Here is a 26,986-nt window from a genome sequence, read left to right as displayed (position 1 = left end):
CATTTCGGCTGAAAACCTACAGCAATCGACAAAAGACACCATAAAAGAAATGTGGTTGTATACATCACAAGATCTCATAGCCCGGAAAGGATCAAGAATGCCCCAGGGAACCGCCCCCTTCTCGCAGGTCGAATATGACCGCCGCATCGCCCTGACCCGCGCCGCGATGGCCGAAGCGGGGCTTGACCTGATCCTGGTCACGGATCCGTCGAACCAGGCCTGGCTGACCGGCTATGACGGTTGGTCCTTCTACGTGCACCAGGGGGTGCTGTTGGGGATGGAGGGCGCGCCGGTGTGGTGGGGGCGCCACATGGACAGTATCGGCGCGGGCCGCACCTGCTGGATGGAGGCGGACAACATTCACGGCTACGGCGACCATTACGTGCAATCGATCGAGCGCCACCCGATGCAGGACCTCGCGGGTCACATTCGCGCGCTGGGGCACGGGAACGCGCGCATCGGGGTGGAGATGGAGAACTATTATTACTCCGCCAAGGCCCATGCGGTGCTGGGGGAGGAGCTGCCGGGTGCAACCCTGGTCGATGCCACCGCGCTGGTGAACTGGCAGCGGCTGGTGAAATCGGACGAGGAAATCGGGTTTATCCGCAAGGCCGCGCGGATCTCGGAAAAGGTCATCACCACCGCCATCGACCGCGCCGCCCCCGGGGTGCGCAAGAACGACCTGGTAGCGGATATCTTTCACGCCGGGATTACCGGGGTGGGGGAGGATTGGGGCGACTATCCGGCCATCGTGCCGCTGACGCCCTCGGGTCTGGACGCCACCGCCGCGCATCTGACCTGGAATGGTGATGCGATGCGGGCGGGCGAGGCGACGTTCTTTGAACTGTCGGGCTGCTACCGCCGCTATCACGCGCCGCTGTGCCGGACCGTCTATCTGGGCAAACCGCCGCAGGAGATGCTGGATGCCGAACAGGCGCAGTTGGAGGGGATCGAGGCGGGGCTCGACGCCGCCCGCGCGGGCAATCGCACCTGCGACATTGCCAATGCCTTCATGTCCGTGCTGGCGAAACATGGTATCCAGCGCGAGGGGCGTATGGGCTATCCGATTGGCCTCAGCTATCCGCCGGATTGGGGCGAACGCTCGGCCTCGATCCGCACCGAGGACACCACCGTCTTGCAGCCCGGCATGACGTTCCACTTCATGCCCGCCCTGTGGATGGACACGTGGGGATTGGAGACGACCGAGACGATTCTGATCACCGAGAACGGGTCGGCGGAGGCGCTGTGCGACGTGCCGCGCAGGCTGTTCGTCAAGGAGTGATCATGGAGGCCCTGACCCGCACGACCGAGATCCTGGGCGAGCTGATCGCCTTTCCCACCGTGTCCGCCGACAGCAATCTGGCGATGATCGCCCATATGGCCGGGCTGCTGGAGGATGCGGGCGCGCGGGTTGAGCTGATCACCGCGCCCTGTGGCACCAAGGCGAATCTGTTTGCGACGCTGGGGCCGGAGCGGGACGGGGGTATCCTGCTGTCGGGGCATAGTGACGTGGTGCCGGTGACGGATCAGGATTGGACCAGCGATCCGTTCCGCATGGTGGAACGCGACGGGCGGCTGTACGGGCGCGGCACCTGCGACATGAAGGGGTTCATTGCCGCCTGTCTGGCGATGGCGCCGAGTTTCGCGGCGCAGGTCGCCGACCGCCCGCTGCATTTTGCCTTTACCTATGACGAGGAGATCGGCTGTTTCGGCGCGCAGCACCTGGCCGAGGTGCTGAAAACGCGCGGCCTGACCCCCGGTATTGCCATCATTGGTGAGCCGACCGAGATGCGCATCATCGAAGGGCACAAGGGCTGTTACGAATACACCACGCGGTTCTCCGGCCTGCCGGGCCACGGGTCGCTGCCCGACCACGGCGTGAACGCGGTGGAATACGCGGTGCGCTATGTGCATCACCTGTTGGGGCTGAAGGATCAGCTGCGCGCGATGGCGCCTGCGGGCGGGCGGTTTGATCCGCCCTGGACCACGGTCAATGTCGGCGCCCTGACCGGCGGCGTGGCACATAACGTGATTGCCCCCACCGCTCAGGTGGATTGGGAAATGCGGCCCGTGCAGCCGGGGGACGCGGAATTCGTCAAGGACAGCCTGCGGCGGCTCTGCGCGGAAACCCTGCTGCCGCAGATGCGCGCGGTGCATCCGGAGGCGACGATTGACCTGGAGGTGATCGGCGAGGTGGCGGGGCTGATCCCGACCGACAAAAACGAAGCCCGCCGCATCGTCGCCGAGCTGACCGGGGCCAATACCGCCGACCTGGTTGCCTTTGGCACCGAGGCCGGTATTTTCCAGGCCCTGGGCACGGATGTGGTTGTCTGCGGGCCGGGCTCGATCGAGCAGGCGCATAAGGCAGATGAATATATCGCGCTGGACCAGCTGGCGCAGTGTCTGGGCATGTTGGAACGGCTGGCAGAGAGGCTCCATGACTGACGATCAGGGCGACACCACCCCCAGCGTGCGCGACCGCCATGACGCGATGCATCACGAGATCCGCCAGCGCATCTGCCTGCTGGACTACCCACCCGGCACCCGCCTGTCGGAGGTGGCTCTGGCGGAGGAGTTCGGCACCTCCCGCACGCCCATGCGCCGCGTATTGGCGCGGCTGGAGGATGAAGGCCTGGTGCAATCCGTGCACGGGGTTGGCACCATCGTGACCGATGCCGAGATTTCCGAGCTGGAGCAGGAATACCGCCTGCGGCTGGAGCTGACCGAGCTGACCGGGCGGCTTGACCCGGTGGTGCCCGGGCCTGACTTCATGGTGCGCCTGGACGGGCTGATTGATCGCGGGGCCGAGATGATCACCTCCGGCACGCCGCGCGCCTTTACCCGGTTCGATATGGAGGTGTTCCAGACCCTGTTGGAGCTGACCGCAAATGCCCCCCTGCGCGAGATGCTGGAACGGCTCTATTACAAGACCAAACGCCTGTGGCTGACCGCCGCGATCGAGGCGCAGCTGGACCTGACCGAAGAATTCCGCATCTTTCACCACGAGCTGGAGGCGATCCGCCTGGCCCTGCGTGCAGGTGATCTGGAGGCCGTGGCCCATATGCAACGCGCCCATATCTCGATGAGCTTTCAGCGGCTCAGGCAGCGGGGCGGGGCGGGTTAGGCCCCGACCGGATCGGTGCAGAGGGTCAGAAGGCGGGTCAGACCATCCGCGTCCAGCGCGTCGAATTCCACGGCCAATGCGGCGATCTCATCCGCCCGCGCCTGACCCAGAACCGGGCGGGCAAGCTGGTCGTACTTGGCGCGGATTTCCCCATCCGACAGCGGCAGGTCGGCGTCGCCACGCGGGCTGCGCGGGGCGTCTTTGAACCGGCGCCCGTCGGTCAGGGTGATCGTGACCTGCGCCCAGCGTTTGTCGGTGGAAATCCGTGTCATCTCGTCGTCGTCGATCAGGGTGACCTTGTGGCTCAGGGCCAAGATCTCGGGGTCGCTCAGCGCGGCATCCGATAGTTCCGCGACCCCGACCTGCCCGCGCACCAACATGGCGGCGACCGGGAAGGCGATGGCATAGGCGAACTCGTCCTGGGTCTTCGGTTCGTGGCCCGCGAGGCGGGTGGCGTAGTGGAAGGTGCGGATTTCGACCTTGGCGATATCCCTGTGGGTGAACCCGTGGTCTGCCTGCAGGGCGGCGACTGCATCCAACGAGGGATGCGCCCAGCGGCAGCAGGGGTAGGCCTTGTAATGGGTGTGATCCACCAGCCGCCAGCCGCTGCCGAGGTCGGCCCAGAATTCTGCGCTCTCCGCCCCCTCGCAGGTCAGCGCCGGGGCGCCGGTAAAGCCCTCCATCGCCAGGTAGGCTGCCGTCACGCCCGAGGGCGCGCCCCAGCCGACCCCGTCACGCACCATGGTCGGGTGGTCGATACAGCGCATCATCTGGCTGCGCGGGCCGTGGTATTCGCCGATGCCCGCCGCCTGGCGGATCTGATCGGCGTTCCCGCCCAGCAGCTTTGCGCCCGCCGCCGCCACGCCCACGGCGGTCCAGGCGCCCGAGGTGTGGTAGTCGGCACAGGTGGCGTGCTGGACCAGACCGGCGCGATAGGAGACCTCATAGGCCGTGGCCAGGACCTCGGCAAAACGCTTGCCGTCCAGCGCGTCGGTCTGCGCCTGCGCCATGGCGATCAACGCGGGAAAGATCGCCGACCCCGCGTGCCCCTTGCAGGGCGTGGTGCCGTCATGGGCGTCGATACTGTCGACGGTAAAGGCCCCGGCCATGGCCGCGCCGACCGGGCTGACCGAGCGCCCATCCATCAACATGCGCGAAGCCCCCGCGCCACCCGCACCGAAGATCAGGGGGGCCGTGCGCCGGGCAATGGCCGACATCGGCGTGGTGGACCCCACCGCCGCCACGCCCATCGTGTCCAGAAAGGAGCGGCGCAGGGTCCAGAGCGCCGCATCCGGCAGGTCGTCATAGGAAAGATCGGCGGCGAACTGGTCGAAACGGGGCATGGCGGGGTCCTTGTTTGGTTCAGGTCACTTGGGCGCGTTGGTCATCCATGCCCATCGACACCAGGATCGGATCGGCGGACTGGCGGGTCTGGAAGGCGGATTTGTCACCCATCCCGGCCCAGTCGGCCAGGATCAGGCTCTGCGCCACGGCCCCGCCCAGGGTGGTGCCGGGGCCGGGCACGATGAACAGATCGGGGGCGAATTCCCGCGCCGCCGTGCGCGTGGCGGCGGTGAAATCATAGGTCTCCACGACCTGATGGCCCAGCGTGTAATCCCTGAGAGCACTAAGATCACAGGCGCCGGGCCACCAGATGTGACCTCGCCCGTCCACCAGCGGCAGGTCGGGCTGGGTGAACAGATCCGCGCCCAGACGCGCGCGCCCGGCGGCGGCGACCGGGGCTTGCAGATGCGAATGGAAGGCGGCGTGGTTGGCGAGCCGCATGGGGAAACGCTCCTGCACCACGGGCACGGCGGCTTCGAACGCCGCGAGCCCCGCCTCGTTGCCCGCCAGCACCAGCATGCCGCCCAGGTCAATCGACAGGGTCAGAGTGGCCGCGCCAGTGTTGAGGCTGTCGACCAGCTCCAACAGCTCCGCCTTGCGGGCGGGGTTCGGGGCCCAGCTTTCGTCCACGAAAGGGTAGATCAGCTGCCCGCCGATCAGGCTCTCCTGCATCAGCGTGCCCATGGTGTTGACCACGGTAAAGCCATCTTCAGGCGACAGCGCCCCGCCACAGGCCAGTGCGCTATACCAGCCCATGGAGTTGCCGGTGACCGCGACCACCTCGATGGTCTCGGTGTTGAGCGCGCGGAAATCCCCCAGCGTGGCAGCATAGATCAGGGCCGAGGCATTGTCGCCGCGGGTGTGTTTCGCCACCGAATAGCGCGCGGCGCCATCGAGCGCGCTGAGCGTGTCCTGGCCTGCGGTCTGACGCATGTCATCGAAGCGGGTCAACAGGGCGGCGTCCGGGAAATGGCGCGAGAGATAGCCGAGCTCCGGCTTGTTATAGGTGCCCCGACCGGGGCAGATGATGACGGCAGTTTTCTTCATGTCGACCCCTCTAGGCTTGTGTGCATTGGGGCGCATTTTGTCTTGCCCGATGCTCTCCGCAACTCAGATTCAATGGAGAGCAACGATGAAATACCCCGGTATCCTTTCCCTGCCCCTTTTCAACGAAGGGCTGGTGCGAAACATGAAAACACACGGTGTCAAATACGACAGAGCCATCCACTTGGTCCTTGAAGTCCACAAGGTTGCCGACGGGAGTGACTTCGCTCACGAATTGACCGTGATGGTGGGGCGGGTGTTTTGGGAGGGTTAGGCTCATTTCCCCTCCTCCATCAGCGCCCGTGCCGCCGCCGCAATACTGTCCTTCGACGGCATGGTCGCGGCATAGGCCGGGCCGGTGGCTATGAAACTGTCATGCGCGGTGGTGCGGGCGAGCGGCACGTCGCAGGCCTCGTGGAAATGCGCCATCAGCGCTTCGGCCACGCCGCCGTGGTGACGGGTTTCATCGACGATCAGGATGCGTTTGGCACCAGCGATCGCGCGGGTCAGGGCCTCTTTTGGCAGAGGCGACAGCCAGCGCATGTCGATGATGCGGGTGTTGATCCTGTCGGCCTCCAGCGCGGCGCGGGCCTGGTGGGACAGGTAGGTGCCGTTGCCGAAAGTGACAATCGCCAGGTCGTCGCCGTCCCCGTCGACACCGACCTCGCCAAAGGGAATGCGTTCGGTCGGGGCGGGATAGGGTCGCATCCAGCCACCATCCCCCGCCTCGTGCAGGTCGCGCATCGGGTAGAGCGCAATGGGCTCAAGGAACACCACCAGCCGCTGCTCCTCCCGCGCCAGCCGCACGCATTCGCGCAGCATCATGGCGGCATCCGCGCCGTTCGACGGACAGGCCAGGATCAGCCCCGGAATGTCACGCAGGACGGCGACCGAGTTGTCATTGTGGAAATGCCCGCCGAACCCCTTCTGATACCCCAGCCCGGCAATCCGCAGGACCATCGGGTTGGTATATTGCCCGTTCGAGAAGAAAGGCAGGGTGGCGGCTTCGCCCCTGAGCTGGTCTTCGGCATTGTGCAGATAAGCGAGGAACTGGATCTCCGGCATCGGCAGGAACCCGTTCTGCGCCATGCCAATCGCAAGCCCCAGGATGGATTGTTCGTCCAGCAGCGTGTCGATCATGCGGTCGGGGCCGAAGCGGGCCTGCAGCTTCTGCGTGACGCCATAGACGCCGCCCTTGCGCCCCACATCTTCACCCATCATGACCACCTCGCCGTGTTCCAGCATGAGGTCGGTCAGGGTCCAGCCCAACAGCCGCGACATGATCTGCGGCTCGGCCTGGGCCTTGAGGTCGCCGCCGAAGACCTCGGCGCGCCGGTCAGGATCAGGGCCATTCGTTGCTGCGCAGCTGCGGGCGGGGGGAATGAGGCTCTCCATCACATCGTTGGCGGTCTGCAAACGCGGGCGGGTCACGGCCTGATCGGCCACGCGGGCCACCCGCGCGTTGGTGTCATTGTAGATCGCCAGCGCGGCCTCGGGCATGAGCGCGCCGTCCTCGCGCAGCAGGCGCACGGAGTGAAGAAGCGGATCGTTTGCCTCCTCCGCCTCGACCTCGGCCTTCGGCATGTAAGTGGTGGGCATGTCGGCGCCCGCATGGCCATAAAGCCGCACGGTGCGGATGTGCAGGAAGGCGGGCCTCTTGCGGGTCCGCACGTATTCGGCGGCGGCCTCGGCGACCTGGTAGGTCTCGAAGATATCCAGCCCGTTGCAGGTGAAATACTTCAACCCCGGGCGGTGCGCGAAAGAGGCGGCAATCCAGCCCTTGGGCGTCTTGGTGGAAATGCCGATGCCGTTGTCCTCGCAGCAGAACAGAAGCGGCAGGGGCACGGATTGATAGGCCGTCCACTGCGCGGTGTTGAAGGCGCCCTGCGCGGTGGAATGGTTGGCCGAGGCATCGCCGAAGGAGCAATAGACAATGGCGTCATCGGGCATGTCCGCGTGTTCGGGCCGGTGGCGGCGGGCCGCGCCAATGGCATAGGCCGCGCCGACCGCCTTGGGCAGGTGGCTGGCAATGGTCGAGGTCTGCGGCGGGATGCACAACTCCTTCGATCCCAGCACCTTATGCCGCCCGCCGCTGATCGGGTCCTCGCTGGAGGAGGCGAACGACAAGAGGATATCCCAGGCCGGATTCTGCCGGGGCACCTGGTCCGACCGCGCGATCTGAAAGGCCGCGTCGCGGTAATGCAGGAAGGCCGGGTCGGTCGGGCGCAGGGCGGCGGCGACGGCGGCCATGCCCTCATGTCCAGACGAGCCGATGGTATAGAACCCCTGGCCCGCCTTCTGCATCGCGCGGCTTTGCCGGTCGAGCGCCCGGCTCAGACATTGCGCGCGATAGAGCCCCACGGCGCGCGCGCTGTCCAGCGGCCCGGCAGGCGGCGCGCCGGCGGGCAGATCCCCCGCCGCGACCCGACGCAGGAAGTTCTCATGTACGATGGCGGCGCGATCCATGTCCTGCCCTTTTCATCTTTCCAGAAATATCCTCGGGGGTTGCCCATGCCGCGCCATTGGTCCGAGCGGCATGGGCGACGGGGCAGACAGCCCCCGGCTCCGCCCTTTAAACAAACGCCTGCAACCCGGTCTGTGCGCGTCCGAGGATGAGGGCGTGCACGTCGTGGGTGCCTTCGTAGGTGTTCACGGTCTCGAGGTTCACCATGTGGCGCATCACGTGGAAGTCCTGACTGATCCCGTTGCCGCCGTGCATGTCGCGGGCGTGGCGGGCGATTTCCAGCGCCTTGCCACAGTTGTTGCGCTTGATCAGGCTGACCATTTCGGGTGCGGCTTTCGCTTCGTCCATCAGGCGGCCGACGCGCAGCGCGGCTTGCAGGCCCAGGGTGATCTCGGTCTGCATGTTGGCGAGCTTCAGCTGAAACAGTTGCGTCTGCGCCAGCGGACGCCCGAACTGCTTGCGATCCAGCCCATATTGCCGCGCGCCGTGCCAGCAGGCTTCGGCGGCGCCCATCGCGCCCCAGGCGATGCCATAACGCGCGCGGTTCAGGCAGCCGAACGGGCCTTTCAGCCCCTCGACATCGGGCAGCAGCGCATCCGCGCCCACCTCGACATTATTCATCACGATCTCGCCCGTGATCGACGCGCGCAGCGAGAGTTTTCCTTCGATTTTCGGGGCCGACAGCCCGGCCATGCCCTTTTCAAGCACGAAACCCTTAATTTTCCCCTCATGGGCGTCGGATTTCGCCCAGACGACGAAAACATCCGCGATCGGCGCGTTGGAGATCCACATCTTGGACCCGTTCAGAACGTAGCCGCCATCGGTCTTCTTGGCGGTGGTTTTCATGGCTCCGGGATCGCTGCCCGCGTCTGGTTCGGTCAGGCCGAAACAGCCGATGAACTCGCCGCTGGCGAGCTTCGGCAGGTATTTTTTGCGTTGTTCGTCAGTGCCATAGGCGTAGATCGGGTACATGACCAGGCTGGACTGGACGCTCATCATCGAGCGGTAGCCACTGTCCACCCGCTCCACCTCGCGCGCGACCAGACCATAGGTCACATAGCCCGCGCCGATGCCGCCATATGCCTCGGGGATGGTGGTGCCCAAGAGGCCCATCTCGCCCATCTCGCGAAAGATCTCGGGGTCGGTGGTTTCCGTGGCAAAGGCGTCGGTGACGCGGGTCATGAGCCGGTCCTGGGCGTAGGCCGCGGCGGCGTCACGCACCATGCGCTCGTCCTCGGCCAACTGGTCTTCGAGGAGGAAAGGGTCGGACCAGGAAAAGGGGCCAAGATGCGGGGCGGATTGCGGTTTCATGCGGGGGTCCTTTCAAGGGCGGAGGTCAGGCGCGCCAGCGCCGCCGTGATCGTGTCTTCAGCATACGCGAAGGAGAGGCGGACATGTCCAGCCAATCCGAAGGCGCGGCCGGGCACGAGGGCGACACCGGCCTCGTTAAGCAGCCAGGCGCAGAATGCGGCATCGCTGTCAAGACGCCCGCCGTTTTCCGTCAGCAGCCCGGCAATCGACGGGAAGGCGTAGAAGGCACCATCAGGCGCGGCACAGGTCACGCCGGGGATGGCGTTCAGCGCATCCACCACCAGGGCGCGGCGGGCGGCGAAGATGGCGCGGCGTTGGTCCAGGAGCGCCGGGTCGCCGGTGATTGCCGCGAGCGATGCCCATTGCGAGATCGAACAGGCGCCGGACGTCAGCTGGCCCTGCACCGTGATCATCGCCTTGATCAGGTCCGCAGGCCCGATGCCCCAGCCGATACGCCAGCCGGTCATCGACCAGGCCTTGGCGACGCCGTTCACGATCAACATGCGGTCGGTCAACTGCGGCGCGGCTTCGGCGACCGAGGTAAAGGGCACGTAGCTGAGGTGGGCATAGATCTCATCCGCCAGCACCCAGACCTGGGGGTGGTGGGCCAGCACCTGCGCCAGGGCGGCGATTTCGTCGCGGCTATAGATCGCGCCGGAGGGGTTTGACGGCGTGTTCAGCATCAGCCAGCGGGTGCGCGGTGTGATGGCGGCGGCGAGCTGCTCGGGGGTCAGTTTGAACCCCTGCTCCATCGGGCAGGGCAGCACCACGGGCGTGCCACCGGCCAGGCGCACGATATCGGAATAGCTGGTCCAATAGGGGGCGGGCATGATGACTTCGTCGCCGGGGTTCAGCGTGGCCAGCATGGCATTGGCGATGACCTGTTTCGCGCCGGTGGAAACCACGACTTGATCCAGTGTCACCCCGGCCTGCTGGGCGATCTCGGCGCGCAGCTTGGGCACCCCGGCGGTGGGCGGGTATTTGGTCTTGCCGGCCAAGGCGGCCTCATGCGCGGCAGCGACCACATGGGGCGGGGTGGGCAGGTCGGGCTCTCCGGTGGACAGCGCCAGGATATCACGCCCTTCGGCACGCAGGCGTCGCGCAGCCTCGGAAATCTGCACGATTTCAGAGAGTTCAATGCCGTTCAGGCGGGTGGCGCGTTGGAAGGTCATGGCGGGCCTCGTGGTCTGGGTCCGGCGGAGTCTAGTGGGGAAATCACTTGAGGATAAGGCGTGTATATGTATCATATTAATGACCAAAGCTCATGAGTTGCCGTGCCGAAATACAGCGCCCTTCCGTCCCTTGCCCTGATGCGCAGTTTCGAGGCCGCCGCGCGGCATGAAAGCTATACCATGGCCGCCGAAGAACTGGGCGTGACCCAGGGCGCGGTCAGTCGGCAGGTGCGCGAATTGGAGGCCACTTTGGGTGTGTCGCTGTTTCGCCGGGTCGGCCGCGCGGTGCGGCTGTCGAAGGCCGGGCGGGCCTTGCAGGCGGAGCTGTCGGGGGATCTGGAGCGACTTTCCGGCACCATTGGCCGGGCGATTGCGGCAGGGCAGGGGGCGTCCTTGCTGACGCTGGCCGTTTTACCGACCTTTGCCGCGCGCTGGCTGGTGCCGCGCCTGCCGGATTTCAAGGCGCGCCATCCGGGCATCGAGCTGGAGCTGCAATCCTACACCCAGCCCTTCAACCTGGAGGAACGGCGTAAGGATCTGGCCATTCACTTCGGGCGGGATGACTGGCCGGGCGCGCGGCTGCGGCACTTGCAGCCGGAGCATCTGGTGGTGACCGCCGCGCCGGATTTGATCCGCGCCCATGGGGTGGCCACGCCCGAACAGGTCTTTGACCTGCCGCTCTTGCACCTGACCTCGCGGCCCGATCTTTGGGCCGGGTATCACGACCAACTGGGGCTGGGCGCGCGGGCGGTGTTTGCGGGGCTGCGGTTTGACCAGTTCACCATGCTGATTGCCGGGGCCGTGGCCGGGTTGGGGGCGGCGATCCTGCCATCGTACCTGGTCGAGGCAGAGCTGGCCTCGGGTGCCTTGCAGGTGGTGGGGGAGGTCGCGGGAGGGTCGGACAGCGCCTATTTCATCGCCACGCCCCTGGGGCAGCGCAATGAGGCGGCGCAGCTGTTTTCCGATTGGTTGCTCAGGCAGGCGCGGGGGTAGGGCCGCGCCTGCCTGCCAGTTTCAATGGCGACTTAGATGTCGAACTTGACGCCCTGCGCCAGCGGCAGTTCGGCGGAGTAGTTCACCGTGTTGGTCTGGCGGCGCATATAGCTCTTCCACGCGTCCGAGCCGCTTTCGCGCCCGCCGCCGGTTTCCTTCTCGCCCCCGAACGCGCCGCCGATTTCCGCACCGGACGGGCCGATATTGACGTTGGCGATGCCGCAGTCCGAGCCCGCCGCCGACAGGAACTGTTCGGCCTCGCGCATGTTCAGGGTAAAGACGCAGGAGGACAGGCCCTGCGGCACGTCGTTCTGGATCGCGAGCGCCTCGTCGAACGCGTCATAGCCCAGCACGTAAAGGATCGGCGCGAAGGTTTCGGTTTTCACGACCTCCGATTGGGCGGGCATTTCGGCGATGGCGGGCTGCATGTAGGTGCCGCCCTCGGGCACGCCATCCGTCACGCGCGCGCCGCCGAAGACCGCGCCGCCCTGGGCTTTCGCGGCGTCCAGGGCCGCGCTCATCGCCGCGCCCGAGGCCTCGTCGACCAGCGGACCGATCAGGGTTCCGTCCTCCAGCGGGTTGCCGATGGGCAGGCCCGCATAGGCCTTCTTGAGCCGCGCGACCAGGTCTTCGCGGATCGAGTTGTGCACGATCAGGCGCCGCAGGGTGGTGCAGCGCTGACCGGCGGTGCCGACGGCGGAAAAGACGATGGCGCGCACGGCCATTTCAAGGTCGGCAGAGGGGCCGACGATCATCGCGTTGTTGCCGCCAAGCTCCAGAATGCACTTGCCAAAGCGGCCCGCGACGATGGGGGCCACGGCGCGGCCCATGCGGGTGGACCCGGTGGCGGAGATGACGGGCACCTCTTCGCTGGCAACCAGCGCTTGGCCGAGGTCCGCGCCGCCGATCAGGACCTGCAAGAGGTCATCGGGCGCGTCGCCGAACCGGGCCAGCGCGCGTTCGAATATCTTCTGGCAGGCCAGCGCCGTCAGGGGCGTCTTTTCGGACGGTTTCCAGATCACCGGGTTGCCGCACACGAGCGCCAGCGCCGCGTTCCAGGACCAGACCGCAACCGGGAAGTTGAAGGCGGAAATCACACCGACCGGGCCTACGGGATGCCAGGTCTCCATCATCCGGTGGCCGGGGCGTTCCGACGCGATGGTCAGCCCGTAAAGCTGGCGCGACAGGCCCACGGCAAAGTCGCAGATGTCGATCATCTCCTGCACCTCACCCAGCCCTTCGGAGGTGATCTTGCCCGCCTCCCAGCTGACCAGCGCGCCCAGATCGTCCTTGGCGGCGCGCAGTTCTTCACCCAACAAGCGGATCAACTCGCCCCGGCGCGGCGCGGGCACGGTGCGCCAGGCCTTGAAGGCGGCTTGGGCGCGGGCGAAGACGCCTGCCATCTCGCTGACGGGCAGTTCGGTCACTTCGCCCAATACGCGGCCATCAATTGGCGAGGTCACGCGCAGGCTGCCGCCGGTCAGCTCGGCAGGGGTCAGGTCCAGGTTCGACAGGGTGGTTTCGGGGGTCACGTGAATGTCCTTCATCTCAGGCCGCCTTGTTCATGGGGTTTGTGTCGCCAGCGCGGTAGAGCTGGCCGAATTCGGTGTTCAGGAAATCGTCGAGCTTGATCTGCTCCTGCTTGACGAAGCCCTGGGTGGGCAGTTTGCCGGTGCGCATCAGGTCCACGGCGCCCAGGATACCGGCGGCGGTGGTGACCTGGATGGCGCTCCATGTTGCGTCGTCGATTTGGCGGGCGAAGCTCTTGTTGATCAGGGATTTTTCGCGCAGCTCGCCATTGATGCGGCCCTTGGCGGTGCAGAAGACAAGCACCACGTCCTGGTCGGTGCGGGGCAGGGCGGTTTCGAAGATCTCCTTCAAGAGGTCGCGGCGGCGTTCCAGCCCCAGATCGTGCAAGAGCAGTTTCAGGATGTCGCAATGGCCCGGGTAGCGGATCGAGCGATAGGACACCGCCTGCGCCTTGCCATTCAGCGTCTCGGGCAGGGTGCCCAGACCGCCGGAGGTGTTGAAACATTCATATTCCACGCCGTCATGGCCCAGACGTTCGTAATCCTCCAAGGGCGCGGTCTTGACCCGCTCGCCTGCCACGATGGCGTCGCAGGGGTTGCAATATTCGTTGATCAGCCCGTCGGTGGACCAGGTGAGGTTATACTTCAGCGCGTTGGTCGGATAGAGCGGCAGTGCGCCCACGCGCATGTGCAGGCTGTCGAGATCGTCGAACTCGGCGGCCAGGGCGGCGCCCGCGATGCCCACGAAACCGGGGGCCAGACCGCATTGCGGCATGAAGGCGGTTTTGCTGTCTTGCGCCAGGGCGCGCACGGTGTCGGTGGCGGCCACATCCTCGGTCAGATCGAAATAATGCGCGCCGGCGGTCTTGGCGGCCTTGGCGATGGCCGGGGTCAGGAAGAAGGGCGCGGCGGAGAGCACCGCGTCGAAGCCTTTCAGCCCCTCGGCCAGGCCCGCCTCATCCGTCGCGTCGATCTGTTTCGTCGCCACGCCGAGCTTGGCGATCTCCGCCAGCGCCTTGAGGTCGTGATCCGCCACGGTCACGCGGTAATTCGGTGATCCCTTGAGCAGGGTCGCGATCATCTGGCCGATCTTGCCGGCCCCTACAACGCAGATATTCCAGGACATGCGCTCCTCCGTCTTGCCTGTTCTAAAAGCGCTTCGCCTTGGACCCGTGTCGGGTTCGAGACGAAACGCTGCGCTCCTCACGCGCCTTGCGGGCGCTTCGAGAACAACCAGCCGGGCAGGTTATTCTCGAAACGCTTTGGACAGTTTGACGCAGGTGATGTTCAGATCGTAGGGATCAATGTGACGATTCGGAGGATATGATCGTCAGGGTGACGAGAATTTCGTCATGTTGTGCTATCTGTCGATGCGTCGCCCGAAGACGACCGAGGTATTGGTGCGCAGCACGCCGGGAATGGCGCCGAGCTCGTCGACCAGCACGTCCAGGTCTTCGATCCGGGGTGCCTCGGCGGAGAGAAGCAGGTCGAAGTCGCCATTGATCGACAGGCAGAGGCGGATTTCCGGGTAGCCTTCCAACCGCTTGATAATACGCGCGGTTTCCTTCTGCTGCACCTCCAACATGATGACCACCTGCACGACGCTTTCACGGGACGGGTCGCGCAGTACGACGGAATAGCCCGCGATCACGCCCTGTTCCTCCATCCGCGCAATGCGCGTGTGCACGGTGGTGCGTGCCACGCCCAGCTGGGCCGCGATCTTGGCTGTGGGCAGGCGCGCGTCGCTGCGCAAAAGCGCCAGGATGCGGCGGTCGAGGTCGTCCAGCACGGGGGGTCCTTTCGTGCGATCAATGTCGCCAAGGTTTCAGCATCTGCGCGCCAGGGCAAGGGGGGCAAGTGGGCGCATTCAGCCGCTGGCCGTCTCGCTGTCCATCTCCTCGATCAGGCGCGTCTCCAGCAGTTGGCCGTTGCGGTAGAGGATCGGATAGGCGACGGCGGCGATATGGCTGTTGAACTCGCGAAAGGCGCGCAGGGTTTCGAGGTGGATGTCCGAGGTTTCGAAACTGTCGCGCCCACCCTGTTGCAGCCGTTTCAGGTGGCGTTTTCGACTGTCGCGTTCGGCGCGTTTGACCTCGGTCTTTTCCAGGCTCAACAATCGCGCGCTTTCCAGGTCGTCCGAGATCAGGATGTTCGAGGCCAGCCCCATGTTGGACAGGATGCATTCATGCATCCGGCGCAGCTCGGTGCGCCCTTCCCTGGAAAAGGCCGAACCCTTTCGCCGCATCCGGTCGGCCAGCACGGTCAGGCGCTTGGCCACGACATCCCCGGCGGTTTCAAGCCGGATCGCGTATTCCATCAGGTCGCGCGCCTGTTTCTGTTCCGCCTTGGAATAGCGGTCGGTGGGCAGGGCGGCGACGTATTCGCGAATGCCGGACAGACAGGCGTTGACCTCGTCATCCATCTCGCGCAGACGGGCGATTTCCTCTTTCGTGCCCCCCTTGTAGAGGTCGAGCGCGGGGCGGAACATCGCCTCGACCAGGTCGCCCATCCGCAGCACTTCGCGTTTCAAACAAGCCAACGCCTGGGACGGGTTGGCGACCTGCGTCTGGTCCAGCGCGGAGGCGGGGCGCAGGGCGTCGGGCAGGCTGGCGTCGGGGCGCTCCGGGTCGGGCAGCAGCCTGCGCGCGGGGCCTTCCAGGGCGCGGCAGAAGGGCAGGGCCAGCAGGAACAGCGAGGCATTGAAGGCGATATGGGCGGTGACCAGGGCCTGGCCGCCCTCGGGCATGGCCATCAGCCCGGCCCCGAAGATGAGGTTGAGCGCGACGAGGATCAGGATCGCCCAGCCCCCACGCAGCGCCACATTGGCCCAGACCAGCCGCCGGGCCGCGGGCGCCATACCGCGCGACAGCCAGACCGGGATGAAGCCGGAGCCGAAATTGGCCCCCAGCATCAGGGACAGGCCGGCGGCAAAGGGGATCGCCTCGATCTGCACCAGGGTCACGCACATCAGGATCGCCGCGACGCTGGAATGCATCACGAAGGCCAGCGCGCCACCCACCAGGAAGGCGGTGACATAGTCGCGCGCCAGGTGGCCCGCGATGGCGGGCAGAAAGGCGCTTTCGCGGATCGGGTCCATTGCCTCGCGCAGAAAGCGCAGCGAAATCAGGATGAAGGCCACGCCCATCAGGATGCGCCCCATCTGCCGGGCCTTGCGCGCCTCGGTCTTGACGAAAAGGTAACCGCCCGCCGCCAGGAGCATCGGCACCAGCCAGTCGAGGCGGAAGGACAGGATCTGGATGATCATCGCCGACCCCAGATCGCCGCCGAGGATAATGGCCAGCCCGGTGGGAAAGCCCAAAAGCCCGGTGGCGGAGAAGCCGGCGGTCAGCAAGGCCACGGCAGCGGAGCTTTGCAGCACCATCGCCAACACCATGCCCGACAGCCCGGCCTGCGCCAGGGTGCGTTGCCCGGTCAGCACGCGCTGAAACGAGGCGCCATAACTGCGCTCAATCCCCGTACGCACCATGCGCACGGCGAAGAGCAGGAGCATCGTCGCCCCGGCCAATTCAAGGAGGAAGGTCAGGATCGGCATTCAGACCTCCCGCGTGGTGGGTTCTGCAACCAGCGTGTCGATCCCCCAGCCGGTCAGCGCCTTGGCCAGCGGTTTGGCGGGGGGCTTGTCGGTGACCACGCGGGTCACATGGCGCGGGTCGGGGCCGATGTAGGGCGCGGTTTCGGCGCATTTGCCGTGGTCAAAGGCAACCAGCACCTGTTCGGCCACCTCGGCGACCACCTGGGCCAGCTCCGCCTCGGCGCCGGATTGATACAGGAACCCCTTGCGGGCCGAGACCGCATCGGAGCTGAAGAGCGCCATGTCATAGACCAGCCGCTGCGCCTGGCGATGGGTGACATGGCCGAAGGTGCCGCGTTCGTCCGCCTGCATCTCGCCGCCCAGAAGGTGCACGCGGTTGCCGTTCACGTTGACCAGGGTCTGGGCCACGCCGATCGAGTTCGTGGCCACGGTCAGGTTGCGGCGTGCGCGCAGGTCCTCGGCGACGAAGGCGGTGGTCGATCCCACGTCCAGAAACAGGGTCATGCCGTCGGAAATCAGCGCGCTCACGGCCTGGGCGATCTGGCGTTTCTCGGCCGGGCGTTGGGTGATGCGGCGGAAAAAGCTCGGGTCGTTCTGGGTGCCGACCAGATAGGCCCCGCCGCGCACACGCGCCACCATCGAGGTCTTGGACAGCGCCTTGATGGTGCGGCGCACGGTTTCCTCGGAGACATCCAGCGCCTTGGCCAGGTCCGTGTTGCGGGCCGACCCGCCCAGACGGCGCAGCGCCTCCATCAATTCCAGCTCTCGGTGGGTTTGCGACATTGATTTTCCACAGTTCCAGTCAATTCCGATCACGTTAGCGCCCAAAATTTTCCAGATGCAACCAGAAAGCGGCATTTTGTGTTGGGTTTTGCCGGGATGTGTGGGGTTCGTGCGCGGGGCGTCAGGGACTCCTGTCCCACGCAGCGTGATTTGGGCCGATGTCCGCATGCGAACCGGCGGATTCGGGGTGTGTTTCTGCCGGTGAACCCCGTTTTCACACCGCGCGGAGAAGTTTTTTGCACCCCGTCTCGGAGGGCCTCACGGTCCCGCCCAGGCCCGTTCCACACCCCGGGAAACGCCGTTTCCGCGGTGCAGAATGTGAAGTGCCGCCGAATTGCAAAAAATCTTGCAACCGCTTGCAAAAACTATAATCCGGGTGCGTGCCGCAACCGCAGCATGGCCCGGGGAACATCACGATTTGTGCATGCGGTTCAACCCCTTGCGTGACCCCACGCAAAAATCACGTTCCGCGAATCCCGCCGTGAAAACTTTTATTGATCTGTTACAAGAATCGACTAATTCTGATTGCGCACACGTGTGCTCACACTGAATAAACGTCTCTCACAAACCACAGATCGGGACTTCAAAAATGACTAATCTGCGTAACCTCCTTGCCACGACGGCGCTTGTTCTTGCCGGCACCGCCGCCATGGCCGAAGACGTAACCATTACTGTTTGGGCCGGCGGGTCGAACGAAGCGGACAGTTACCGCATGGAGGCCATCGAACTGGCCGCCGAAATGCTGATGCGCGAGCGCGCCATTGAAGGCGAGGAGCTCAACATCACCGTCGAAAGCAAACGCGACTTCGGCGGGTGGGAAGAATTCAAACAGGCCGTGACCCTGGCCGCCGAGGCGGGCTCGGCGCCGAACATCGTCGTCACCTCGCATCTGGACATCGCCCCCTGGTCACAGGCGGGCCTGATCGTCCCGGCCGAGGACTACCTGGACATGGACGCCTGGCCGCTGAACGACATTTACGAGAACCTGATGGAAATCGCCGCCTTTGACGGGGTCCAGTGGGGCCTGCCGCAGGACGCCGAAAGCCGCCCGTTCTTCTTCTGGAAGGACACCATGCGCGGTATCGGCTACAGCGATGACGAGATCGCCGCGCTGCCGGAAAAGGTGGCCTCGGGTGAATACAGCCTGCAAAACGTCCTGGAAGACGCCAAGCGCGCGGTTGAAATGGGCCTGGTCGAAGAGGGTTACGGTTTCTATCCGCGCCCGTCGAACGGCCCGGATTATGCCCAGTTCTACCAGTCCTTCGGCGGCACGCTGCAGGATCCGGAAACGGGCAAGCTGGTGCTGGACAAGGCCGCAATGGAAGCGATGTACCAGTTCTTCGTCGATGCGGTTGCTGCGGGCGTGACGCGCAAGAACCACATCGGCACCGATTGGGGCCAGTGGTACAACGAGGTCGCCAACGGCAAGGCCGCGCTGTGGCACGGTGGCACCTGGCACTATGCCCGTTACACCGGCAAGGAAGGCAATGACGACTTCTTCGGCACGATCGAGTTCTCGCTGATCCCGGCGGGCAACGAAGGCGGCCGCGCCAACACGATCACCCATCCGCTGGTTTATCTGATCACCGATCAGACCGACGACGCGCATGAGGACATCGCCGCCCAGCTGGTCAAGATCGCTTCCGAGCCGCGCATGAACGCGCTGCACGCGATCAAGTCGGCCCACCTGGGCATTACCCATCAGCAGTCGAACATCGAGCTTTATGCCAATGACGAATGGGCCTCGCTTGCGACCGAACGCCTGCTGAGCGCGGCCAATGCGCAGCCCAACCACATCCAGTACGGTACTTTCTCGGAAGGTCTGTGGAAGGGTCTGGAAGCGGCCTGGACCGGCGTGAAGACCCCGGCCGAGGCGGTGGCCGAGGTCGAGGCCGAGCTGCGCGCCAAACTGGGCGACGAACTGATCGTTCGCTAAGCTCACCCGAACCGGTGGGGGGCGTTTTCGCGACGCCTCCCGCCCTCTCTCAAACTGCGGAGACAGCTGCATGACGCGCATGAACTGGTTGGGCCTGGGGTTCCTCTCGCCCGCATTGATCGTGGTGGTTCTGTTTTTCCTGGCGCCCGTCCTTCTGACGGGGATGTTCGCCTTTACCAACATGAGCACGGCCACCGGCATCAAGGGTGGGGAGTATACGCTCAATCAAAGCGCGCTGAGGGCGCTTGGCGATGCGGGCCTGCCCGCCGACACCATCGCCCTTCTGGAAAACGCGGGGTACACCGTGGACGAGGCGGGGCTGGCGGCCCTGGCGGAGGGCTTCGGTGAAGCGACCGCCGAGGAGTTCGCCAAGCTGCACGCGGGCGCCCAATTCGCCACCCGGCGCGACATGGAACGCGCGCTGAAGGACCTGAAGCGCAACCGCATCCGCAAGACCCGCGACCGCAAGGAAGCCGCCGAGCTGTTCAAACGCTCGATCCTGAACGAACGCTACCTGACCGAGGAAGCCTTTCGCGCGGCGTTGAGCGAAGGCGGCATTCCTGCCGAGGACCACGCACAGGTCACCCGGCAGGCCTATACCGGCTGGGTGTGGACCACCGAGAACGTGAAGCTGCTGTTCACCCTGCCATCCACCTGGCGCTATGCGGGCAATACGCTGATCTATGTGACCTTTACGCTCACGTTCAACATCGGTTTCGGCCTGTTCCTGGCGCTGTCGACCTTCTATCTGCCGTCGGCCCAGGCCGCGACCTTCCGCGCCATCTGGTTCCTGCCGCGCATCCTGCCGCCGGTGCTTTATGTTCTGATGTGGAAATGGTTCACCTGGGACACCGGCTTCATCTCGACCATTACCAGCTATTTTGGCATCAGCCCGAAGAACTGGATGCTGGACACCTCGACCCATGCCTGGGTGGCGGTGGTGCTGATCAACGGCTTTGTCGGCGCCTCGATGGGGATGATCCTGTTCTCATCGGCCATTCGGGCGATCCCGTCCTCGATGCTCTATGCGTCCGAAGTGGACGGGGCCAACCGCTGGCAACAGGTGCGCTACATCATCCTGCCGCAACTACGCTGGCCGATCCTGTTCACCACCTCGTATCAGACGCTGTCGCTGCTGACCTCGTTCGAATACATCCTGCTGTCCACCGAAGGCGGACCCGGCCGGTCGACCGAGGTCTGGGCCCTGGCCGCCTATCACACCGCGCTGAACAACTACGGCGGCAATCTGCAATACGGGTTGGGTGCGGCCTTTGCCCTGGTGCTGGTCGTGATCGGCATCCTGGCCAGCCTGTTCTACCTGCGCCTGTTCAACTTCAAGACGCTTGTCGGCAAGCCGCTGATCGAAGGGTAACTATCCATGCGACACAATTTCCGCAACTGGCCGGTGCTGGCGGTGCTGAGCGTCTTTTCGCTGCCGCTGGTCATCATGTTCGCCTTCCAGATCATGGACAGTTTCACCACCAAGGCCCCCGGGTCACTGGTCCCCAACGGGTTCACCATCGAGCACTTCCGCTTCCTGTGGAGCAACCTCGACACCGGGCGCGCGGGCATCTGGCAGGTCACGCTGAACACCTTCATCTTCGCCACCTCCACGGCGACGGTGGTGACGCTGATCTCGCTCACCTCGGGCTATGCGCTGTCGCGGCTGAACTTTCCGGCGCGCGGCTTCTTCCTGGCCGGTCTGATCGTGCTGCACGCCTTTCCGACCGTGACCCTGATCATCGCGATCTTCCTGATCCTGCAGCTGCTGGGTCTTTATGACACGCTGATCGGCGTCATCATCGTCAAGACCGCGCTGGAACTGCCCTTCGGCATCTGGATCATGAAGGGGTTCTACGACACCGTGCCGTGGGAGATCGAGATGGCCGGCGTGCAGGACGGCGCCTCGCGCTTCCGCGTCTGGTGGCAGCTGGTGTTGCCGCAGGTGCAGCCCGGTCTGGCGGCGATCCTGATCTTCTCGTTCCTGTCGGGCTGGTCCGAATTCGTCCTGCCCCTGGTGCTGGCGCCGGGCTCGGACGCGCAGGTTCTGGCGACCTACATGCAGGCGCTGATCCTCGACGATACCAAAGCGGATTTCGATCTCTTCAAGGCGGTGGGCCTGTTCTATGCCATGCCCGTCGTCGTGATCTACATCGTCTTCCAGAACAAACTCATGAACATCTATGGCGGAGGCACGAAGGGCTGATGCAACTCGACCTTATCGATTTCACCAAACGTTTCGATGGCGTGGCCGTCATCGAAGACATGACCCTGGCCGTGAAGACCGGCGAAATGCTGGCGCTTCTGGGCCCTTCGGGCTGCGGCAAGTCCACCACGCTCTTTGCCATCTGCGGCATCCACCGGATCGACGGCGGGCAGCTGAAGTTCGGCGGGCGCGACGTGGCCCACCTGCCCAGTCAGGAGCGCAACGTGGGCGTTGTGTTCCAGAACTACGCGCTCTACCCGCATATGTCGGTGTTCGAAAACATCGCCTTCCCCCTGAAGGTGCAGAAGGTCGACCCGGCCGAGACCCGCCGCCGGGTGCAGGAGATGGCCGAGCTTGTGCATATCGAGGCCCTGCTTGAGCGTCGCCCGGCGCAGCTGTCGGGCGGCCAGCAACAGCGCGTGGCCCTCGCCCGTGCGCTGGTGCGCAAGCCCGATGTGCTGCTGCTGGACGAACCGCTGGCCAACCTCGACGCCAAGCTGCGGCTGGAGATGCGCTCGGAAATCCGCCGCATCCAGCAGGAGACCGGGCTGACCGCGATCCTGGTCACGCACGATCAGGTCGAGGCCATGTCGATGTGCGACCGCATCGCCCTGATGAACGAGGGCAAGATCGCGCAGATCGACACCCCGACCGAGATGTATCGCAACCCGCAGGACAAGTTCGTCGCGGGGTTCCTGGGCAACCCGCCGATCTCCTTCGTGGATACAGCGGACCTGCCCGGGTTCACCCCGCCAGCGGGCGGGCATGAGGTCGGGCTGCGTCCCGAACATGTCGGGCCGCAATTCGGCACCGGGCTGAAGGGCATCGTGCGATTTGTCGAAACCCAGGGGCGCGAGGACCTTTTTGACATCGAGCTGCCCTCGGGCAAGCTGGTGCGCTCGATCCAGTCGGCGGGTACCGGGCTCATGCTGGGGCAGGAGGTCGACTGGGGTTTCGACACCACCCAGGCGCTGATCTTCGACATGCAGGGCGCGCGGGTATGAGCGACTGGCTGTCCCCCAAGCGGCCCTATTCGATCGCGCATCGCGGGGCCAGCGCCTATGCGGCCGATTGCAGCCTGGCCGCCTATGAGAAGGCCGCGCGTTTGGGCGCGGACATGTGGGAGGTCGACATCCGTTCGGCCGCCTGCGGCACCTTGATCACCTATCACGATGCGGCCTTCCCGGATGGGCAGCGGTTGTCCTCCCTGACCGCTGCACAGATCGCGGAAGAGGCCCGCGCGCAGGCGGTGCCCGCCGTGCCCTTCGCCGAGGTCCTGGCGCTGGCGGTCGAGAAGGGGGCAGGCATCTACGCCGATATCAAGGACACCCACGCCACCCTGCCCACGCTGGAGGCGCTGAAATCCCACGGCATCGAAAAGGCCATCCTGGGCGCCTTCGATCCGCGCGCGGCCAGGATGCTGCAGGAGGCGGACAGCCCCTATCCGCGCTCGGTCCTGGTGCCGGTCGGTGTCGATCCGTTCGAATTTGCCGCGGGCGCGGATGTGATCCACCTGTGCTGGGAGCATATGGAGCGTCCGCAGGACGAGCTGACGCCGGAATTCTTCGCCGAGGTCGACCGGCGCGGGCAGAAGGTCGTGCTCTGGCACGAGGAAGACCCCGACCGCATGGCGGTGCTGCGCGAACTGCCGGTGCTGGGCATCTGCTCGGACCGGCCGGAACTGGTGCACCCGTTTCGCCCCCCGGTGCAATGGCCGGTCGAGGTCGCCTGCCACCGTGGCGCCTGCGAATTCGCACCGGAAAACACCCTGTCGGGTGCCCATTGCGCCTTTGCCGCCGGGTTCGATTATGTCGAACTGGACCTGCGCCAGACGGCGGATGGCCATGTGGTGGTGTTCCATGACGTCGATCTGGACCGCTGCACCACCGCGCGCGGCGCGCTGTCCTGGCGCGACCTGGCCTCGCTCAAGGACGTGGATGCGGGCAGCCGCTATGAAAGCTTCTACGCCGGTGAACGCATCCCGCGTTTTGCCGCGTTCCTGGAGCTTGCCAAGCTCTATGACGGGCAGTTCTATGTCGAGCTGAAGACCGTCGATGCCGCGAAAGTGCTGGCCGAGGTGATCCGGGCCGACATGCTGGATCGCTGTTTCTTTTGGTCCTACACGATGGAACACCTGCGGATCCTGCGCGCGGCCAGTGCCGAGGCGCGGCTGATGGTGCGCCGCCAGGACGTGCCCTCGCTCGAGGCCGCGCAGGCGCTGTCGCCGGAAATCATCGAATACACCATGCAGGACGATTTGTCTGAGATTGCAGACTGTCGCCGCATGGGCCTGCGCAGTATGCTCGCCTACATGGGCCGCAATCGGGACATGTTCTACAAGATCACCGAGGTCCGTCCCGATATCGTCAATCTGCATTTTCCTTTCCTGTTCCGCGACTATCTGAACCAGACCTTTTCCCGCGATGACTGACACGCCGCACAAGAAACCCACCTCCTTCGACGTCGCCAAACTGGCCGGCGTGCACCGCAGCCAGGTCAGCCGCGCGCTGTCGGGGCAGGGGCGCATGTCGGACGAGACCCGCCAGAAGGTGATCGACGCGGCGCGGGAGCTGGGCTACCGCGTGAATTTCCTGGCCCGCAGCCTGCAGACCAGCTCCTCCGGGTTGGTGGGCATCGTTGCCTCGCGGCTCGACACGCCCTATCGCGCCTCACAGGTGCGGGCCGCCGCGCGGGAGCTTCTGGCCAATGGGTACACCCCGATCCTGGTGACGCTGGAGGGGGGCGAGGATCAGACCGGCCTGGTCGAACGGCTGCTGAATTATTCGGTGTCCGGCATGATGATCACCTCGGGCACCCCGCCCAGTGCCATCATAGAAGAATGCGCGCAGCTCAATGTGCCGGTGGTGCTGATCAACCGCGACGCCAATATGCGTGGGGCGGATGGGGTGCTGATCGACATCGCCGCCTCGGGGCAGATGGCCTTTGACATGTTGCGTGAAGGCGGTGGCACCCGTTTTGCCGTGCTGGAACCCCGCGACCGCACCTATTCGGTTCTGGGTCGCGCCCAGGCCTTTTCCGACGCCTGTATGGCAGCGGGCGTGTCGGTCGATGCAATCCCGACCGACAGCCAGGATTACGAAAGCGGCCTGGCGGCGGCGGATCTGTTCGTGAAGAACTCCGGGGCGGATTCCGTCTTCTGCACAACCGATCTGCTGGCGCTGGGTTTCCTCGACGGCCTGCGCCTGGCCCATGGCGTACGCGTGCCCGATGACGTGCAGGTGGTAGGTTTCGACGACATCCCGCAGGCGGGTTGGAAATCCTATCAGCTGTCGACCATTCGCCAATGTTACGAGGCCGCCGCGGTGGATGCGGTGGAGCTGATCCTCAAACGCATCTCCGACCCGGCGCGACCCCATGAAATCCTGGAGATCGGCATTTCGCCGAGACACCGGGCAACAACAAGAAAGCAGACCACATGACGCCCTCCCCCGAACTGACATTCGCCACCGATCTTGCCGAGGAGGCCGGGCGGTTGGCCCAGGGTCTGCGGGCCGAGGCGCCGGTGGATTTCGTGTCGGTCAAGGGAAAGATGGATTTCATCACCCATGCCGATCAGCAGGTCGAAAGCCTGATCCGTCGTCGCATTGCCGAAACCTATCCCGACGACGCGATCCTGGGCGAGGAGGAAGGCGGTGGCGCGGCCGAGACCTTCTGGGTGGTCGATCCGATTGATGGCACGACGAACTACCTCAAGGGTCTGCCGGACTGGGGCATCTGCATTGCCCGTGTCGTGGCGGGGCAGGTCACCCACGGGGTGATTTCCTGTCCGGACCAGGGGCGGATCGCCGCCGCCGAACGTGGCGCGGGGATCCGGATCAACGGCGAGAAGGTGGCGCCGCGGCGTGAAGCCTCCATCGCATTGGTGCAGCTTGGGTATTCGCCGCGCATCGACCTTGGAGAACATCTGACGCAGATTGATCAGGTGGTGGCGCGTGGCGCGGATTACCGGCGCAGCGGCGCGGCCTGCACCGGGTTGCTCAGCGTGGCCGCCGGGTGGTCGGATGTGTTTTATGAGAAACACCTGAACCTGTGGGACGCGGCGGCGGGGTTGCTGCTGATTGCCGAGGCGGGCGGAGCCTGCCTGCACGACGACCTGACCAGTTTCGCGCGGAAGGGCAGCGGGGTGTTGGCCCTGGGTCCGGCCGCCCTGGACGATGGCGCGGCGTGGAAGGCGATCTTTCCAGTCTGATCCGTTCGATCAGACCTTGGGTGTCGGCTCTGTTGCCTTGCCGATGCGCACCCTTTCCCGTGTGCCCGCGCGCTGCCGCGCGGCCTCTTCCGGCCCAAGCGCCTCGGTCAGGGCATCCAACCGCAGCCGTTCGGTGCGCGGAACGGTCTTGCCCGCGTCCCGCAGCCCGGCGTGCCGCGACCCCACCGCCAGTTTCTTGGCCCGCTGGTGCGGCTGCACGCTGTCCATGTAGCGCGGGTCGACCGGGCCGGTCAGGGTCAGGTAACCCGCCGCGATGGCCCGGTCGACCAGATCGGCGCCGCGCGCGCTGCGGATGACCATGGCGTTGGTGCCGGGGTCGTCATCCTCGGTCCGGGGATCCGGCGAGCCCCCTGGCCAGGTGTCCGAGGCGGCGATATCCGCCGCCTCGCCGATCCCGTCCGGGCAGACCTTGCAGCGAAAGGGCAGCATCCACATGCTTTCATCCGTGCCCCAGAAATCGGTGTAGCGCCGCTCGTGCACGGTGCCGTCGGCCATCTCGACCCGAGTGAGGCCGGGGCAGCCGTATCCGCGATAGCGAAAGCCGGTGACCTGGTCGGGGTCGATGTGCAGCTCGTCGCGCAGGAATCGCGCCATGCCCTGGGGCGGCATGAAGCCGCCGCAGACCGGGGTCAGCATGTATTTCACCAGCCGGTCCACCCGCTCATCGACCCTTGCCAGGTTGCGCAAGGCGGCGATGTCGCAGGGCTTGCCGACAAAGGCGAAGGGTCGGCCCTTATCCAGTTGCGCCATCACCTCCACCAACGGCGCGGTTGGGCCGTAGCGTGACCCGGCGGCCTCCAGCACTTCGGCGCTGCTGTGGGACAGGGCGGCGTCACCGAAGGTTGGCACGCGGCTCGACGCCTTGGCCTGCAGGATGAAATCCACCTCGCCCGTGTCGATCAGATACATGCCAAGAGCGGTCAGAACCCCGCCGGTCGCGCCGCGATGGCGGACCTCCGGGTCGGCGGCATGGGCTAGGGTCATGGTCAGGTAATCGCCCCAGATCAGGTCGGTCTTGGTGGCGGGCGTGCGCTCGCGTTCCGGCAGGCCTTCGACATGCGTGCCGGGGCAGAGCTCCATCAGCCGGTCGACCGTCGCGTGGTCCAGAGCCCCGTGCACCACCGGGCGTTCATAGCCGGTCTCGACGATTTCCACGCGCACAACATCCCGCCCGGTCACGGATTGGCACAGGCCGCAGCCGATGCACATGGCGTCCTCGGTGATAATGTTCAGCCGGTCGGTGGGTGTCATGTCTGAGTGCCTCCCTGCCGCCCATCTTGCCCGGCCAAGCCCCGG

General features: G+C 65.4%; 22 protein-coding genes. 11 read left to right on the top strand and 11 right to left on the bottom strand.

What is annotated here, in order from left to right:
* Window positions 1–97: 97 nt before the first annotated feature.
* The 3 genes from ACO07D_RS00235 to ACO07D_RS00225 are packed head-to-tail and all read left to right on the top strand — an operon-like array spanning window position 98 to window position 3,124.
* A complete protein-coding gene (locus tag ACO07D_RS00235; protein WP_421700917.1) occupies window positions 98–1,282 on the top strand; it encodes a M24 family metallopeptidase in 1,185 nt (394 codons plus the stop codon).
* A 2-nt stretch (window positions 1,283–1,284) separates the two neighbouring features.
* Window positions 1,285–2,445: an acetylornithine deacetylase gene (gene argE / locus ACO07D_RS00230; RefSeq protein WP_421700916.1), complete on the top strand. Its 1,161-nt coding sequence runs from the start codon at window positions 1,285–1,287 to the stop codon at window positions 2,443–2,445.
* On the top strand, window positions 2,438–3,124 hold the full coding sequence (locus tag ACO07D_RS00225) for a GntR family transcriptional regulator (protein ID WP_421700915.1): 687 nt from the start codon (window positions 2,438–2,440) through the stop codon (window positions 3,122–3,124). The genes argE and ACO07D_RS00225 overlap by 8 nt, the downstream gene beginning before the upstream one ends.
* On the opposite strand, the gene ACO07D_RS00220 is transcribed toward ACO07D_RS00225, so the two are convergent.
* From ACO07D_RS00220 to ACO07D_RS00200, 5 genes are all read right to left on the bottom strand, one after another.
* On the bottom strand, window positions 3,121–4,467 hold the full coding sequence (locus ACO07D_RS00220; RefSeq protein WP_421700914.1) for an MmgE/PrpD family protein: 1,347 nt from the start codon (window positions 4,465–4,467) through the stop codon (window positions 3,121–3,123). The two genes, ACO07D_RS00225 and ACO07D_RS00220, sit on opposite strands and share 4 nt — an antisense overlap.
* Window positions 4,468–4,486: 19 nt before the next feature.
* Window positions 4,487–5,515 (bottom strand): ACP S-malonyltransferase, encoded by a 1,029-nt coding sequence (locus ACO07D_RS00215; protein WP_421700913.1) that lies wholly within the window; start codon window positions 5,513–5,515, stop codon window positions 4,487–4,489.
* A 273-nt stretch (window positions 5,516–5,788) separates the two neighbouring features.
* On the bottom strand, window positions 5,789–7,978 hold the full coding sequence (locus ACO07D_RS00210) for a dehydrogenase E1 component subunit alpha/beta (protein ID WP_421700912.1): 2,190 nt from the start codon (window positions 7,976–7,978) through the stop codon (window positions 5,789–5,791).
* A gap of 106 nt (window positions 7,979–8,084) precedes the next feature.
* The gene (locus ACO07D_RS00205; protein ID WP_421700911.1) at window positions 8,085–9,287 is read right to left on the bottom strand and encodes an acyl-CoA dehydrogenase; all 1,203 of its coding nucleotides are present in this window, start codon (window positions 9,285–9,287) and stop codon (window positions 8,085–8,087) included.
* Window positions 9,284–10,459 carry a pyridoxal phosphate-dependent aminotransferase gene (locus tag ACO07D_RS00200; protein WP_421700910.1) on the bottom strand — a complete coding sequence of 392 codons (1,176 nt, stop codon included), beginning with the start codon at window positions 10,457–10,459 and terminating at the stop codon, window positions 9,284–9,286. Before ACO07D_RS00200 ends, ACO07D_RS00205 begins: the two co-directional genes overlap by 4 nt.
* Window positions 10,460–10,597: 138 nt before the next feature.
* On the opposite strand from ACO07D_RS00200, the gene ACO07D_RS00195 reads away from it, so the two are divergent.
* Window positions 10,598–11,452 carry a LysR substrate-binding domain-containing protein gene (locus tag ACO07D_RS00195; RefSeq protein ID WP_421700908.1) on the top strand — a complete coding sequence of 285 codons (855 nt, stop codon included), beginning with the start codon at window positions 10,598–10,600 and terminating at the stop codon, window positions 11,450–11,452.
* Window positions 11,453–11,484: 32 nt separating this feature from the next.
* On the opposite strand, the gene ACO07D_RS00190 is transcribed toward ACO07D_RS00195, so the two are convergent.
* The 5 genes from ACO07D_RS00190 to ACO07D_RS00170 form a co-directional block, all read right to left on the bottom strand.
* Entirely contained in the window at window positions 11,485–12,999 is a 1,515-nt protein-coding gene (locus ACO07D_RS00190; RefSeq protein ID WP_421700906.1) for an aldehyde dehydrogenase family protein, read from the bottom strand.
* A 1-nt stretch (window position 13,000) separates the two neighbouring features.
* On the bottom strand, window positions 13,001–14,107 hold the full coding sequence (locus ACO07D_RS00185; RefSeq protein ID WP_421700905.1) for a saccharopine dehydrogenase family protein: 1,107 nt from the start codon (window positions 14,105–14,107) through the stop codon (window positions 13,001–13,003).
* A 234-nt stretch (window positions 14,108–14,341) separates the two neighbouring features.
* Window positions 14,342–14,770 (bottom strand): Lrp/AsnC family transcriptional regulator, encoded by a 429-nt coding sequence (locus ACO07D_RS00180; RefSeq protein WP_421700904.1) that lies wholly within the window; start codon window positions 14,768–14,770, stop codon window positions 14,342–14,344.
* A 78-nt stretch (window positions 14,771–14,848) separates the two neighbouring features.
* Complete coding sequence (locus ACO07D_RS00175) at window positions 14,849–16,534, bottom strand: Na/Pi cotransporter family protein (RefSeq protein WP_421700903.1); 1,686 nt, start codon at window positions 16,532–16,534, stop codon at window positions 14,849–14,851.
* Entirely contained in the window at window positions 16,535–17,317 is a 783-nt protein-coding gene (locus tag ACO07D_RS00170) for a DeoR/GlpR family DNA-binding transcription regulator (protein ID WP_421700902.1), read from the bottom strand. It abuts the gene before it with no gap.
* A 589-nt stretch (window positions 17,318–17,906) separates the two neighbouring features.
* Here ACO07D_RS00170 and ACO07D_RS00165 point away from each other — a divergent pair.
* The 7 genes from ACO07D_RS00165 (at window position 17,907) to ACO07D_RS00135 (ending at window position 25,669) form a co-directional block, all read left to right on the top strand.
* Entirely contained in the window at window positions 17,907–19,253 is a 1,347-nt protein-coding gene (locus tag ACO07D_RS00165; RefSeq protein ID WP_421700901.1) for an ABC transporter substrate-binding protein, read from the top strand.
* 70 nt (window positions 19,254–19,323) lie between these two features.
* Entirely contained in the window at window positions 19,324–20,625 is a 1,302-nt protein-coding gene (locus ACO07D_RS00160; RefSeq protein WP_421700900.1) for a carbohydrate ABC transporter permease, read from the top strand.
* Window positions 20,626–20,631: 6 nt separating this feature from the next.
* Entirely contained in the window at window positions 20,632–21,459 is an 828-nt protein-coding gene (locus ACO07D_RS00155; protein ID WP_421700899.1) for a carbohydrate ABC transporter permease, read from the top strand.
* On the top strand, window positions 21,459–22,463 hold the full coding sequence (locus ACO07D_RS00150; RefSeq protein WP_421700898.1) for an ABC transporter ATP-binding protein: 1,005 nt from the start codon (window positions 21,459–21,461) through the stop codon (window positions 22,461–22,463). The genes ACO07D_RS00155 and ACO07D_RS00150 overlap by 1 nt, the downstream gene beginning before the upstream one ends.
* Window positions 22,460–23,890, top strand: coding sequence for a glycerophosphodiester phosphodiesterase (locus ACO07D_RS00145; protein WP_421700897.1), 1,431 nt, complete (start codon window positions 22,460–22,462; stop codon window positions 23,888–23,890). The genes ACO07D_RS00150 and ACO07D_RS00145 overlap by 4 nt, the downstream gene beginning before the upstream one ends.
* On the top strand, window positions 23,883–24,899 hold the full coding sequence (locus ACO07D_RS00140; RefSeq protein ID WP_421700896.1) for a LacI family DNA-binding transcriptional regulator: 1,017 nt from the start codon (window positions 23,883–23,885) through the stop codon (window positions 24,897–24,899). The genes ACO07D_RS00145 and ACO07D_RS00140 overlap by 8 nt, the downstream gene beginning before the upstream one ends.
* Window positions 24,896–25,669 carry an inositol monophosphatase family protein gene (locus ACO07D_RS00135; RefSeq protein WP_421700895.1) on the top strand — a complete coding sequence of 258 codons (774 nt, stop codon included), beginning with the start codon at window positions 24,896–24,898 and terminating at the stop codon, window positions 25,667–25,669. The genes ACO07D_RS00140 and ACO07D_RS00135 overlap by 4 nt, the downstream gene beginning before the upstream one ends.
* A gap of 9 nt (window positions 25,670–25,678) precedes the next feature.
* Here the strand turns inward: ACO07D_RS00135 and ACO07D_RS00130 are convergent, their stop codons facing one another.
* Window positions 25,679–26,941: a Coenzyme F420 hydrogenase/dehydrogenase, beta subunit C-terminal domain gene (locus ACO07D_RS00130; protein ID WP_421700894.1), complete on the bottom strand. Its 1,263-nt coding sequence runs from the start codon at window positions 26,939–26,941 to the stop codon at window positions 25,679–25,681.
* Window positions 26,942–26,986 lie beyond the last annotated feature (45 nt).

Source organism: Aliiroseovarius sp. (genome assembly GCF_965228805.1).
Taxonomy (GTDB): Bacteria; Pseudomonadota; Alphaproteobacteria; order Rhodobacterales; family Rhodobacteraceae; genus JASBTN01.
The sequence above is the reverse complement of the archived record's forward strand: the minus strand, read 5'-3'. Positions and strand labels throughout refer to the sequence as shown.